The 13,112-nt window shown below is 65.7% G+C and carries 12 protein-coding genes; 11 read left to right on the top strand and 1 reads right to left on the bottom strand.

Annotated elements, in window-relative coordinates; all coding sequences use genetic code 11:
* Positions 1 to 44 precede the first annotated feature (44 nt).
* The gene (locus SK1NUM_RS03020; protein ID WP_212325207.1) at positions 45 to 1,421 is read right to left on the bottom strand and encodes an aminotransferase-like domain-containing protein; all 1,377 of its coding nucleotides are present in this window, start codon (positions 1,419 to 1,421) and stop codon (positions 45 to 47) included.
* Positions 1,422 to 1,725: 304 nt separating this feature from the next.
* Between SK1NUM_RS03020 and SK1NUM_RS03015 the strand changes: the two genes are divergently transcribed.
* From SK1NUM_RS03015 to pta, 11 genes are all read left to right on the top strand, one after another.
* Positions 1,726 to 2,910 (top strand): ethanolamine utilization protein EutH, encoded by a 1,185-nt coding sequence (locus tag SK1NUM_RS03015; RefSeq protein WP_212325205.1) that lies wholly within the window; start codon positions 1,726 to 1,728, stop codon positions 2,908 to 2,910.
* A 3-nt stretch (positions 2,911 to 2,913) separates the two neighbouring features.
* Entirely contained in the window at positions 2,914 to 3,204 is a 291-nt protein-coding gene (locus SK1NUM_RS03010) for a EutN/CcmL family microcompartment protein (RefSeq protein ID WP_212325198.1), read from the top strand.
* Between the two features lie 5 nt (positions 3,205 to 3,209).
* The gene (locus tag SK1NUM_RS03005) at positions 3,210 to 4,673 is read left to right on the top strand and encodes an ethanolamine ammonia-lyase reactivating factor EutA (protein WP_212325196.1); all 1,464 of its coding nucleotides are present in this window, start codon (positions 3,210 to 3,212) and stop codon (positions 4,671 to 4,673) included.
* 54 nt (positions 4,674 to 4,727) lie between these two features.
* Positions 4,728 to 6,095 (top strand): ethanolamine ammonia-lyase subunit EutB, encoded by a 1,368-nt coding sequence (locus SK1NUM_RS03000; protein ID WP_212327442.1) that lies wholly within the window; start codon positions 4,728 to 4,730, stop codon positions 6,093 to 6,095.
* Positions 6,096 to 6,100: 5 nt separating this feature from the next.
* On the top strand, positions 6,101 to 7,027 hold the full coding sequence (gene eutC / locus SK1NUM_RS02995) for an ethanolamine ammonia-lyase subunit EutC (RefSeq protein ID WP_212325194.1): 927 nt from the start codon (positions 6,101 to 6,103) through the stop codon (positions 7,025 to 7,027).
* Between the two features lie 16 nt (positions 7,028 to 7,043).
* Positions 7,044 to 7,700 (top strand): ethanolamine utilization microcompartment protein EutL, encoded by a 657-nt coding sequence (eutL, locus tag SK1NUM_RS02990; RefSeq protein ID WP_212325192.1) that lies wholly within the window; start codon positions 7,044 to 7,046, stop codon positions 7,698 to 7,700.
* A gap of 11 nt (positions 7,701 to 7,711) precedes the next feature.
* Positions 7,712 to 9,208 (top strand): aldehyde dehydrogenase family protein, encoded by a 1,497-nt coding sequence (locus tag SK1NUM_RS02985; protein WP_212325190.1) that lies wholly within the window; start codon positions 7,712 to 7,714, stop codon positions 9,206 to 9,208.
* Between the two features lie 199 nt (positions 9,209 to 9,407).
* Complete coding sequence (gene pduA, locus SK1NUM_RS02980) at positions 9,408 to 9,698, top strand: propanediol utilization microcompartment protein PduA (protein ID WP_212325188.1); 291 nt, start codon at positions 9,408 to 9,410, stop codon at positions 9,696 to 9,698.
* A 90-nt stretch (positions 9,699 to 9,788) separates the two neighbouring features.
* Complete coding sequence (locus SK1NUM_RS02975) at positions 9,789 to 10,436, top strand: cupin domain-containing protein (protein WP_212325186.1); 648 nt, start codon at positions 9,789 to 9,791, stop codon at positions 10,434 to 10,436.
* A complete protein-coding gene (locus SK1NUM_RS02970; protein WP_212325184.1) occupies positions 10,433 to 11,251 on the top strand; it encodes a hypothetical protein in 819 nt (272 codons plus the stop codon). The genes SK1NUM_RS02975 and SK1NUM_RS02970 overlap by 4 nt, the downstream gene beginning before the upstream one ends.
* An 89-nt stretch (positions 11,252 to 11,340) precedes the next feature.
* Entirely contained in the window at positions 11,341 to 13,104 is a 1,764-nt protein-coding gene (gene pta, locus SK1NUM_RS02965; protein WP_212325182.1) for a phosphate acetyltransferase, read from the top strand.
* The last annotated feature ends 8 nt before the right edge of the window (positions 13,105 to 13,112 follow it).

Genomic DNA, 13,112 nt, shown 5'->3' with positions numbered 1-13,112 from the left:
GCAGATTGAACGTCCCACCGCAGATTGAAAGGGACACCCGCACCTCACGAAGCGAGCACCGCACGCAGGCTCTCGGCGAAGTCGCGGGCCTGCACCGGGGCAAGATCCCCGTATTGCAGCAGCAACGCGGGGGGATGGTCGCGCATCGCGAAGTCCCCCAGCGTCGACACCTGGTATCCGGCGTCCTCCAGGCGCATCTGGACCACCAGCTCATTGACCTTCTCAGGCAGCCGCAGCACCAGCTCCGTGCCGCTCGGGTCGCCAAAGATCTGCACGTCGGGCACCGATTTGTCGAGCGCGGCCAGGAGCGCGGCCCGGCGCTCACCGAACAGCGCCAGGGCCCTGTTGCGGTGCCGGTACATGGCGCCGGAGGCCATGTAATGGGCCAATGCCCGGGCCGAGAAGTCCGAGACGACCGCCACGTCGGCGGCCCTCTTGCGGAACCCCTCATCGACGATCAGCCACACCAGCCCGAGCTCTGGGGTGATGAGCTTTGAGGAGGAGCCGACATAGACCACGCGCGCACTCCCCTCTGCCATGGAGAACAGGGTCGGCTGCGGCGCATGCCCGTAGGTGAACTCCGCGTCGAGGTCGTTCTCGATGATGACCCCGCCTGTGCGCGCCGACCACTCCAGCAGCTCACGCCGGCGCCGGGCACTCATCGCGACGCCAGTGGGCCACTGCCGCGCCGGGGTGACATGCACCACCTTGTCGGCCCCGGTCAGCATGTCGATCCGTAGGCCCTCCTCGTCCACTGGGATGCAGTGGACCCGGCAGCCCTCGTTGATCAGATGCCGCTGCACCCGGGGATAGCCGGGGTCCTCGATCGCAACCCCGCAGCCGCGCAGCTCCAGGCCGTGGACGATGTCCGCGAGGACGCTCCCGATGCATGGGCGGAAGATGATCTGCCCGGGGTCGAGCACCATGCCACGGAAGGAGCGCAGGTGGTCGCTCAGCGCCTCGCCCAGGGCACTGATGCCGTTCTGGGCCTCGAACGGGTTGGTGGCCTCCCGCCAGGCCCGGTTCCAGTCCCGCAGGTTGATCACAGAATTGTCCGCACCCCCAGGCACGGTCAGGTTGACCGTCCCGGCGAGCTGCCGCGGTTTCTTGCCGGACCGCATCCCGGCCGCGACCGGACGGTCCTGGAGAAGCTCCCGGGCACCCTTGCTGATGCGGGTGCCGCTGCCCTGCGAGGAGGAGACGAGCCCCAGCCCACCCAGGGTCTCGTAGGCCTCAACGACGCAGGAGCGCGAAACACCATGGCCCTCGGCGAATCTCCTGGAGGAGGGTAACGGATCACCGTCGGCCAACTTGCCCTCCTCGATCCCCCGCATGACCGCCACGACGATACGGCGAGAGACCGGCGTGACCTCCGGATCGAGGACCAGGCGCTGCTGGATGGGGAGAGCGGTCCGTACCATGCAGGCCAGGCTACCTGGCAACGCCGGTTTCACAGCCCCATCAAGCCCGCCCGGCAAGAAATTAGATGAATCTTCAAGCCAGGAAATCTTCTTGACAAGGTCAAATACCCGGAGACAAAGTGGTTTTCACTCTGCGCGCAAAGTGGTCTGGGCAGTGAGCTATAGGCTCGGCAACATATTCCCTGCCCACGGTTGAACCGGAGGCTGCGGCTGCGTGGTGGCGATGCACTGTCCGACCGTGGATACTTGTGGGCGAGGTTTCGCTAGGGATCTGGACAAACACAAATCAGACACGGGAGTCGCAGTGGGCATAAATGAGATCATCGTTTGGATCCTGATGATTTGCATGGTTCTCGGCGCCATAGACCGGATCATCGGGAACAAATTCGGTCTGGGCAAGGAGTTCGAGGAAGGCTTCAACGCCATGGGCCCGCTGGCTCTGGCGATGCTGGGAATCATGTGCCTGGCACCCATCCTCGGCAAGCTGCTGACCCCGGTCGTCGGCCCGGTCTACTCGCTTCTCGGAGCAGACCCGGCGATGTTCGCCGGCACACTCCTCGCCTGTGACATGGGTGGCTGGCCCCTGGCCCAGGAGATGACTACCAACACACAGGCCGCCCAGCTGTCCGGCCTGATTCTCGGGTCCATGATGGGCGCGACGGTGGTCTTCACCATCCCGGTAGCACTGGGAATCATCGACAAGGAAGACCGCGGTTACCTCGCGAAGGGCATCCTGGCCGGCATCTGCTGTATCCCGATCGGCGTCCTGGCCGCTGGCCTGGCCGCCGGCTTCCCCATCGGCCTGGTTCTGGTCAACCTGATCCCCATCGTGCTCGCCGCCCTGCTGATCGCCTTCGGGCTGTGGCGGTTCCCCGACGCAATGACCAAGGGGTTCGAGTGGTTCGGCAAGTTCCTGGTAGCTCTGATCACCCTGGGCCTGATGATCGCTGTCTTCGAGTACACGACCAAGGTCCACATCATGCCCGAGGGCTGGGAACTCGGCCACCGGATGACGACGCTTGAAGACGGCAGCCAGATGCTGCTGATTGAGAAGAACGTCATCGACATCGCCAAGATCGCCATGATGCTGCTGGGCGCCTTCCCGGCCGTGTACCTCATCGTCAAGCTGGCCAGCAAGCCGCTGGGCTCTCTGGGCAAGCTGATCGGCATCAATGACTCCGCTGCCGGCGGCATGATTGCCACCCTGGCCAACAACATCCCGATGTTCCAGATCATGAAGGACATGGACCCCCGCGGCAAGGTGCTCAACGCCGCCTTCGCGGTCGGCGCGGCCTTCGCCTTCGGCGATCACCTGGGATATGTCGCAGGTGTGGCCCGCGACATGATCGCACCGATGATCGTCGGCAAGCTGGTCGCCGGCATCTGCGCTATCGGCCTGGCCCTGCTGGTGTTCGGCAAGTCGCTTCCCAAGAGTGACGGAAAACCGGTGGCGCACACCGAGTCCGAGACGGCCGCCGAGGGGGCCTGAGGAATGCGGATTGCGCGCGTCATCGGCTCTGCCGTCTCGACCATCAAGCCGGACAGCACCCGGGGTTCCAAGCTCCTGATCCTCAGGGCAGCCACCCCGGGCAACGAGCTCTACGGCGATCCGTTCGTGGCGGTGGACATCGTCGGCGCGGGTGCGGGTGAGGTCGTTCTGGTCGCCGAGGGAAGCGCTGCACGGCGCGCCGTCGAGAACGACGATGCGCCAGTGGATGCGGCGATCATGGCCATCCTCGATTCTCTTGAGGTTGATGGGGACATCACCTTCAGGAAGCATTGAGCCTTATGGATGCCAATACGAGGGACCTGCTCAGTGTCGGGATCGACATCGGAACCACCACCAGCCAGCTGGTGTTGTCCCAGTTCTCAGTGAGCAACCAGGCCCGCGCCGGCCTAGTCCCCCGGTTGGATGTCGATGCCCGCACGGTCCTGTACCAGAGCGAACCTCGTCTGACTCCACTGCTCGCACCCGACGAAATCAATGTGGGGGAACTGCTCAGCATGATCCGCCTCGAGTATGAACGCGCTGGCATTGACGCCTCGCAGGTGGAGACCGGGGCGGTGATCATCACGGGCGAGACAGCGCGGACCAAGAATGCGGAGGCCATCCTGCAGGGCCTGTCTGACCTGGCGGGAGACTTCGTCGTCACCGTCGCCGGCCCGAACCTCGAATCCCAGATAGCCGGCCGCGGCTCGGGAGCCAGCGAATGGTCAGCCGAGCACTACGCCACCATCGTGAACGTCGACGTCGGGGGCGGGTCGGCGAACGCCGCGGTCTTCCGCGCCGGCAAGCATGTGGCCTCCGCGGCCGTGATGGTCGGCGGCAGGCAGGCCATCGTCAACCCCGACACCGGGATCCTGGAGCATCTCAAGCCGGGGGGCCAGGTGGTCGTCGAGTCGCTGGGGCTGACGCAGCTGCAGGTCGGGAAACCGGCGCCGGTGGCCGAGCTCCGGAAGTTCACCGACGCGATGGCCGACGTCGTGGTCGACCTAGTGCTGGGCCAGTCCTCCCCGCTCTGGGAGAAGCTGGCCCTGACCCCGCCCATGAACCTGGATGGCCCGGTGGCAGCCTATTTCGTCTCCGGTGGCGTCGGCGCCGCCTACTACGCGGATCTGCCGTGCGGCACCATCCAGGAGATCGCCCGCTACGGAGACGTCGGGCCCCTGTTCGCCCAGTCGCTGCGCGAGAATCCCCGTTGGCAGCAGTTGCGCATCGAGGAACCCGCCCAGACCCTGCGCGCCACCGTGCTGGGTGCTGCCAGCCAGCAGGTGACCCTGTCCGGCTCCACCATCTGGTCGCAGCGCGAATACCTGCCGCTCAAGAACCTCCCCGTCATCGAGCCACGCCTGGCCGAGGCGGTGCCCGGCTACCGCGACCCCGAGGCGGTGCGGCGGGCCGTCACCCAGGCCGTGCGGCGCTGGGACCGGGGAGAAGCCGAGCAAGGCAATTTCGTGATCACCCTCGACCTGCCCGAGCACATGGAGTATGCGCAGGTCATCGCCATCGCCACGGGGATGGCCGACTTCGCCAGCGACTACCTGCCGCCCGGCAAGCCGTTGGTATTGGTCACGGAGGAAGACTACGGCCAGGTGCTCGGGCAGACCATCAAAGCCCGCAGCCCTGAGCTGCCGGTCATCGTCGTCGACCAAATTGGTCTCGGTGAAGGTGATTTCATCGACATCGGTGAGCCGCTTTTCGATGGCCGGGTGGTGCCGGTCTCCGTAAAGACCCTCGTTTTCTACCAGTAGGACCCGAAAGGTGAAGGAAGCAATAATGCGAAACGGTGTGAAGGAGGTGGCTTGATGCTACTGCGTACGAAGCTGTTCGGCGAGACCTATGAGTTCCGCGATATCAAGGATCTGCTCGCCAAGGCGAACGAAGAGAAATCAGGCGATCAGCAGGCAGGCATCGCAGCCAAGACCGCCGCAGAACGGGTGGCTGCCCGGCACGTGCTGGCGGAGGTGCCGCTCAGTGTGCTCCGGGAGAACCCTGTGGTGCCCTATGACGAGGACGAAGTCACCAGGGTTATCGACGACGCGGTGAACGAGACCATCTACGAGGAGATCAAGGGATGGACTGTTGGTGAGTTCCGCGAGTGGATTCTCAGCAACAACACCACCAACGCCATGATCCGGCGGGTCAGCAATGCGCTGACCGGCGAGATGGTCTCAGCTGTCGCGAAGCTGATGAGCAACCTCGACCTGGTGCTGGGCGGCAAGAAGATCGAGGTCGTCAAGCACTGCAACAATACGATCGGCTTGCGCGGGACGCTGGCCTCCCGTAACCAGCCGAACCACCCGACGGACTCGGTGGACGCCATCCGCGCCACCACCTACGAGGGCCTGTCCTACGGTTCGGGCGACTCGGTGATCGGCATCAACCCGTCGGACGACTCCGTGAGCAGCGTCAGCCGCCTGCTGGAGATGACCAAGGAGATCATCGACCGCTGGGAGATCCCGACCCAGAACTGCATCCTGGCGCACGTGACCACCCAGATGGAGTGCCTCAAGCGCGGCGCCCCCCTCGGCCTGATGTTCCAGTCGCTGGCTGGCTCCGAGAAGGCCATGGAGAGCTTCGGCGTCAGCGTCGGCCTGATCGACGAGGCCTACGAGCTGACGACCAAGTATGGCTGGACCGCGGGTCCCAACCGGATGTACTTCGAGACGGGCCAGGGGTCGGCACTCTCCGCCGATGCCCACAACGGCGCCGACCAGCTGACCCTTGAGGCCCGCATCTACTCGATGTGCAAGCGGTGGGATCCCTTCCAGGTCAACACCGTCGTCGGCTTCATCGGCCCGGAGTACCTCTACGATGCCACGCAGATCACGCGCGCCGGTCTGGAGGACCACTTCATGGGCAAGCTGACTGGCATCTCCATGGGATGCGACGTCTGCTACACCAACCACGCCAAGGCGACCCAGAACGATCTGGAGAACCTCGCGGTGCTGTTCGCCTCCGCTGGCGGCAGCTTCATCATGGGTGTCCCCCAGGGTGACGACACCATGCTGTCCTACCAGTCCACGAGCTACCACGACGCCCCGGCGCTCCGCCAGGCACTGGGCCTGCGCCCACTGCCTGAGTTCGAGGCGTGGCTCGAGGAGATCGGGCTGTGGAAGAACGGGCAGCTCACCGATCTGGCCGGGGACCCTTCGTTCTTCCTTAAGAGGTGACAGACATGGACGAGAAACTCGAAGAGATCGTCGCCCGCGTGATCGCGGAGCTGAAGCGCGACGGCATCGCTCCCCCACCCGAGGCTGCTCCGGTCGCCGCTCCCAGCGGCAACAGCGAGGTCAAGGCGCCGGCCGGCACCAATGACCTGGTGATCGACCTGCCGGATCCCACCCGTGACGATGAGCGCTACAAGCTCATGGTGGAGAATCCCTACGACGAGGACGGGCTGCGCAACCTGCGTGCCACGACCACCGCCCGCATCGGCATCGGCCGCGCGGGGGCACGTCCCAAGACCTCATCGCTCCTGCTGTTCCAGGCGGACCACGCGGTGACCCAGGACGCGATCTACGGCGTGATCGACGACTCCACCAAGGAGCAGCAGAAGCTGTTCACCGTGCACAGCCAAGCCGCTGACCGCGCTGAGTACCTGTTGCGCCCTGACCTCGGGAGAAAGCTCACTGACGAGGCGAAGGCCCTCATCCAGGAGCGATGCGTAAAAAAACCTGATGTCCAGATCTGCGTGGGCGACGGCCTGTCGGCCGCGGCGATCTCTCACAACCTGGGAGACATCTACCCGGTCATCGAGCAGGGCCTCAGCTCAGCTGGCCTGACCCTCGGCACACCCTTCCTGATCGAGAACTGCCGCGTCGGCATCATGAACGACGTGAACACCATCGTCCAGGCCAAGGTGGTGCTGCTGCTGATCGGCGAGCGTCCCGGCCTGGGCATCGCCGATGCCATGAGCGTCTACATGGGCTTCGATCCGCAGCCCGGCAAGAGCGATGCCGACCGCGACCTGATCTGCATGATCACCACCCACGGCGGCACCAACCCGCTGGAGGCCGGCGCCTACGTGGTCGAGGTCGTCAAGCGGATGATCCAGCACAGCGCTTCCGGCGTGAAACTCAAGTCGCTGAGCAGCGAGGCCTGAGGAAGGAGGAGCAACCATGGCCATTCTTGAACCTGTCAGACCAAAGATCCTGGCAGCACGCATCATTTCCAACGTGGATCGCGGCTATGCGAAACACCTCAATCTGAAAGACCATCAGCGTTCCCTGGCCGTCATCACCTGTGACATCGATGACGCCCTGTACGTCTCCCTCGACGAGGCAACCAAGTTCGCCGAAGTCGAGGTGGTCTACGCGAAGAGCTTCTACGCAGGCTCTGGCTATCCCTCAGGCCCGCTGTCCGGTGAGATCATCGGCATCCTGGCCGGGCCGACCCCCGCGGAGGCCCGCTCCGGCCTGGACGCCTGTATCGCCTACGCCGAAGAGGAGGCCTGCTTCTACACGGCCAACGAGGAGGGCGACCTGACCTTCTTCCCGCACCTGATCAGCAGCACGGGCAGCTATCTCAGCGAGGCCGCCGGGATCCGCCGCGGAGAGCCACTGGCCTACCTCATCGCTCCCCCGCTGGAGGCCACCATCGGCCTCGACGCCGCCATGAAGGCAGCCGGGGTGGAGATGAAGGTGTTCTACGAGCCGCCGTCGGAGACCAACTTCGCTGGAGGCCTGCTCACCGGCACCCAGAGCGCGTGCCGTGCCGCCTGCGCAGCCTTCCAGGACACGGTGCTCGACATCGCAAGCACACCACGCAAATACTGAAGGAGAACCCAGTGACGAATATCGACAAGGATCTGGCCTCCATCCAGAAGGCCCGCGACCTGTGCACTCGCGCACGTGAGGCGATGCGCAGCTTCCAGTTCGCCTCCCAGGAGGAGGTCGACCGGATCTGCGAGGCGATGGTGGAGGCGGCGATGTCCGAGGCCGCCCGGCTCGGGCAGATGGCTCACGACGAGACCGGCTTCGGCTATCCGCTGCACAAGAAGCTGAAGAACGAGTTCGCTTCCAAGCACGTGTGGGAGTACATCAAGGACACCCCCACCTGCGGCGTGCTCAGCCACGACAAGGAGCGCAAGATCATCGAGATCGGCGCACCCGTCGGCGTGATCGTGGCGCTGACGCCGTCCACGAACCCGACCTCGACGGCGATCTTCAAGAGCCTGATCTCGGTCAAGGCCCGTAACGCGGTCATCGTGGCCCCGCACCCGTCAGCCGCCAACTGCACCGCCGAGGCGGTCCGGGTGATCGTGGAAGCCGGCGAGAAGGCCGGCATGCCTCCTGGCCTGGTCTCCTGCCTGGAGCACCCGACCATCGAGGGCACCACGGAGCTGATGAGCCACTACGCCACCTCGATGATCCTAGCCACTGGCGGTCCCGGGATGGTCAAGGCTGCTCACAGCAAGGGCAAACCGGCCCTCGGCGTCGGCCCCGGCAACGTGCCGGCCTACGTGGACCGGACCGCCCACATCGCCAAGGCTGCCAGGATGATCGTGGAATCGAAGTCCTTCGACTGCTCCACCATCTGCGCCACCGAGCAGGCAGTCATCGCCGATGCGCCGATCGCGGAACGCCTGAAGGCCGAAATGCAAGCCCACGGCGCCCACTGGCTCACCAAGGAAGAGGCCGACAAGCTGGCCTCGGTGATGTTCCGCCCGAACGGCCTGATGGTGGCGAGCCTCGTGGGCCGGACCCCGCAGTACATCGGCGAGAAGGTGGGCATCCCGGTGCCGGAGTCGGCACGCATCCTCGTCGCCGATCTCGAGGGCATCGGTCCCAAGCATCCGCTGTCGCGTGAGAAGCTCACCACGGTGCTCGGCTTCATGGTCGTGGACGGGTGGCGCGAGGGCTGCGAACGCGCCATCGAGATGCTGAAGTTCGGTGGCGACGGCCACAGCGTGTCCATCCACTCGCGGGACGAGGAGGCGATCCTGGCCTTCGGGATCGAGAAGCCCGCGTTCCGGGTCCTGGTGAACACCTGGGGATCCCTGGGCGGAGTCGGCTTCACCACTGGCCTGGCGCCATCCCTGACGCTGGCTCCCGGAGGTGTCGGCGGAGCTGCCGTGGGTGACAACATCACCCTCAAGCACGTCCTCAACGTCAAGCGCGTCGCCTACCATCTTCGTGAGGCCCCTGAGGTCGCCAAGCTGCGGGGTGGGGTCGGCGGCGACGCTTCCACCCCAGCTCCGGCCTCGGCCTCCACTAACGACCCTGGGCAGGATGCGATCAACAGGATCGTCGCCCAGGTGCTGGCCGAGATGCGCAACAACTGAATTCCCTGGAAGGAGTTGAGGCGTGACCGCTACCAGCGACCAAGCTGAAGCATCGACAAAGGAGGGAAACGCTCAGCAAACCAGCAAGACCCCGGAGCAGAAGGCTCCGGCGTCAGATTCCCGGTCTGCCGCGAAGACAGAGGACACCCGGGAGAAAACCGACAAACAGCCAAAGACCACAACTAGAAGGAGCACTTCCATGGCTGATGTAACTATGACCGCTCTCGGCATGGTCGAGACCAAGGGCCTCGTGGGCGCCATCGAAGCGGCCGACGCGATGGTCAAGGCCGCGAACGTGAACCTGATCGGCAAGGAGCAGATCGGCTCCGGCCTCGTGACCGTGATGGTTCGCGGTGACGTTGGCGCCGTGAAGGCGGCCACTGATGCCGGTGCCTCCGCTGCCGCGCGCGTAGGCGAGCTGGTGAGCGTGCACGTGATCCCCCGTCCTCACAACGAGGTCGAGCTCATCCTGCCCAAGACCAAGGGCTGATCCCGTATCACCGGGCCTGGGTGCTGGCCGGGGTTTCCCGACCAGCACCCAGGGTTGGGCTACCCGCCCTGATCCACTCAAAGGAGCATCATGTCCAAACGCACCGTCATTTCCGCGGAGCAGGTCAACCAGGCCGCGGCCGCCGGAAGGCTCAGCGTGCCCGAGGGCGCACTGGTCACACCCCTGGCGCGGGACCTCGCCGCAGAGCTGGGCGTCAAGCTGGAGCCCGCGGCACGGCCCGCAGCCGCCAGCCCGGCCGTCCCTGCGGCAGCGAGCCCGGCTCACGCGGCAGACTCGCAAGATGACGAGCTCACGCAGCGCATCCGCACGCTCGTCGCCTCGATGCTGGCCGGCGAAGAGGGGACCGCCGCTTCCCACGTGCACCCCGTTAAGCTCTGCCGGGCCGCGGAGGCGACCACCGAGCCGTTCCCCTATCCCGGCCCTCCCCCTGGCCAGCAGGTGCGCACCGGGGATGTCGTGACCTCTGAGGATGGCTCGCCGATGGCGGCGGGCTACATGACCTTGACCGAGGGAACCTTCCCGTGGACCCTCAGCTATGACGAGATCCAGATCGTGCTGGAGGGTGAGCTGCACATCGGCACCCCCGAGGGGACGAAGATCGCCAAGCAGGGAGACGTCATGTATGTCCCCAAGGGCTCCTCGATCACCTTCGGCACCCCGAGCTGGACCCGGTTCGTCTATGTCACCTTCCCAGCCGACTGGGAGTCAGGACTGTGACCATCGTCACCGAGGCGGAACTCCGCGACCAGCTGCGCCGGCCGAGTCTCGGCGCCACGGTCAAGGTGCCCGCGGGTGCGCGGTTCACACCCTCCGCCCAGGATTTCGTCAAGCAGTGGCAGCTGCAACTGGCCTACCCCGATGCGCCCCAGGACGCCCCCCGGGACGTCCCTGGGGACGGGGAAAGCCAGCCGGAAACCCCTGAACGCAGTGGCGACAACCCGTCGTGGCAGCAGGAGTCGGTGTTCCCCGTCAACCGGCCTGAGCATCCGCGTTGTGGCAGCTGCGGGGAGCAGCTCTCCCGCAAGGGCGACAACATGACCCAGCTCAACGACGAGATCTTCGTTGTCAAGACCCATCCCCGGATCCGGCTGCGGGGAAAGTTCGACAGCCTGCACGCCCTGGTGCTCATGGCAGAGTGCCAGGCCCAGACCATGGGCCCGGACTGGCTGGCCGAGGCGCTGGCCGTCCTGGCCTCCTACTGCCGGGAACTCACGAGCGCGGAGTACCACCAACGGGTCGTGGCTCCGCTGTCCCTGCCTGGCTGGGATGAGAAGTCCATCCACAAAGCTACCCATGACCCGCAGTCAGTTCTTGGAGTTCCCCACGAGACACTCGATGGCAGCTCCCCGGTGCTGTCGCACTGGCTCAACCTGTGCCGCACCTCATGCCGTGAACTGGAGATCGAGGCGCTGACGGCGCTACCGTCCCAAGACGATCCCTTCGCGGTTTCCCTGAACCACGCACTCAACCGGCTTTCCAGTGCGTTCTATTTCCTGCAACTGCGCCTAGCGCAGACCAAGAAGTCCAAGTGAGAAGGACATGCAAATGCCGAAAAAAGTGACACCCCGGAGCGCAGCAGAGGGCTCTGACGTCGTCTCGAATCGAGTGCTGGGCCGCTGATATGAACCGAACCATCCTGCATCTCGCCCCAGCCCAGCCCGGAACCAGCGTCGAGGGAACATGCCGCCGCCTCCTCGAGGAGCTGGGAGGCCGTGCCATCCACATCGATCTCGGCCCATTCTTCGCCGTCGATCCTGTGAAGGTCGCCAAGGATCCAGAGCGGGCGCTGTCCGCCGCCATCGACGCGGTGGAGAAGATCACACAGGAGGTCGTGGTGACCTCCGCCCAGCTGCCGGCAGCGCTGCAGCCGCTGGCGTTCGCGCTCCAGGCGCGACTGGCGGCAGAGCTGGGCGCAGGCATGGTCCTGGTGACATCCGATACGAACGACTCCCTGGACCAGGTAGCCCGGATCGCAGCACACCAGTACCACGCGACGGTCGTCGGAGCCCGGCTTGCGGACGGCGGCTGGGCCGGAGCGTCGGAGGCCTCCTCCTACCGCCTGCTCAGCGGCGAGTTCAGCAACTGCGCCGCGACCCCCGTGCATGTGGGCGCCGATGAAAGCGCCGGTGAGGTGCTGAAACGCCTGTCCAGCGACACCTGCCTGGTGGTTCCGGTCGAGCGGATGGACATCCTGATCGGCCTGATCGTCGCCCTAGCGGCTGGGAAGTTCCCCCATCCCGCCGCGATCCTGGTCTCCGGCGACACGGTGCCGGATTCCATCACACGGGCCTGGGAGCGTTTCGTACCCGGTGTCCCGCTGGTCCAGCTGGGCACCGCCAAGAAGGACGAGGCCGTCCTGGAGCAGGCACGGCGAGCCCATGCCGAGCGTCCTGTCACCCCGCTGCTGTTCCAGCGCAGGCTGCAGGAGGAGGCGCGCGCGGTGCACAAGCACATTGTGCTGCCGGAGGGCACCGAGCCTCGCATCGTCAAGGCTGCGGCCGAGGTGCTGCGGATCGGCGGGGCCGAGCTCACCCTGCTGGGCACACCTGATGCCGTACGCCAGGTGGCATCCTCTGCAGGTGTCGACATCTCCGGCGCCCACATCATCGACCCGGTGAACGATCCCCTGCGGGACCGGTTCGCGGACGAGTACGCCGAGTTGCGCGCCAAGAAGGGAATCACCCGGGAGCAGGCGTTCGAGAAGGTGGGAGATGTCTCCTACTTCGGAACGATGCTGGTGCGCGACGGCCTGGCGGACGGCATGGTCTCCGGTGCCGTCAACACGACTGCCCACACGATCCGCCCCGCCTTCGAGGTCATCAAGACCAAGCCGGGCGCCGCCTTGGTGTCGTCGCTCTTCTTTATGTGCCTGCCGGACCGGGTCCTGGGCTTCGGCGACTGCGCGGTGAACCCGAACCCGACGGCCGAGCAGCTCGCGGACATCGCTGCGGCATCCGCGATCACCGCCAAGCAGTTCGGGCTCGACCCCCGCGTGGCGCTGCTCTCCTATTCCACCGGGAGCTCGGGGACGGGAGCAGACGTGGACTTGGTGAAGGAGGCCACCGCCCTGCTGCACGAGAAGGCACCGGATGTGTGCGCGGACGGCCCGATCCAGTTCGACGCCGCGGTGGACGAGACGGTTGCCCGCTCCAAAGCACCGGATTCCCCTGTCGCGGGCCGTGCGAACGTGCTGATCTTCCCCGACCTGTCGGCCGGTAACGCCGGCTATAAGGCGGTGCAGCGCACAGCAGGCGCCCTGGCGATCGGACCGGTGCTGCAGGGCCTGAACAAGCCCGTCAACGACCTGTCGCGCGGCGCCCTGGTCGAGGACATCGTCAACACCGTCTTGATCACGGCCATCCAGGCTGGGCGAGAGGCCCAGTAGCACGGGCC

This window comes from Arachnia rubra (assembly GCF_019973735.1).
Lineage (GTDB): Bacteria > Actinomycetota > Actinomycetes > Propionibacteriales > Propionibacteriaceae > Arachnia > Arachnia rubra.
The sequence above is the reverse complement of the archived record's forward strand: the minus strand, read 5'-3'. Positions and strand labels throughout refer to the sequence as shown.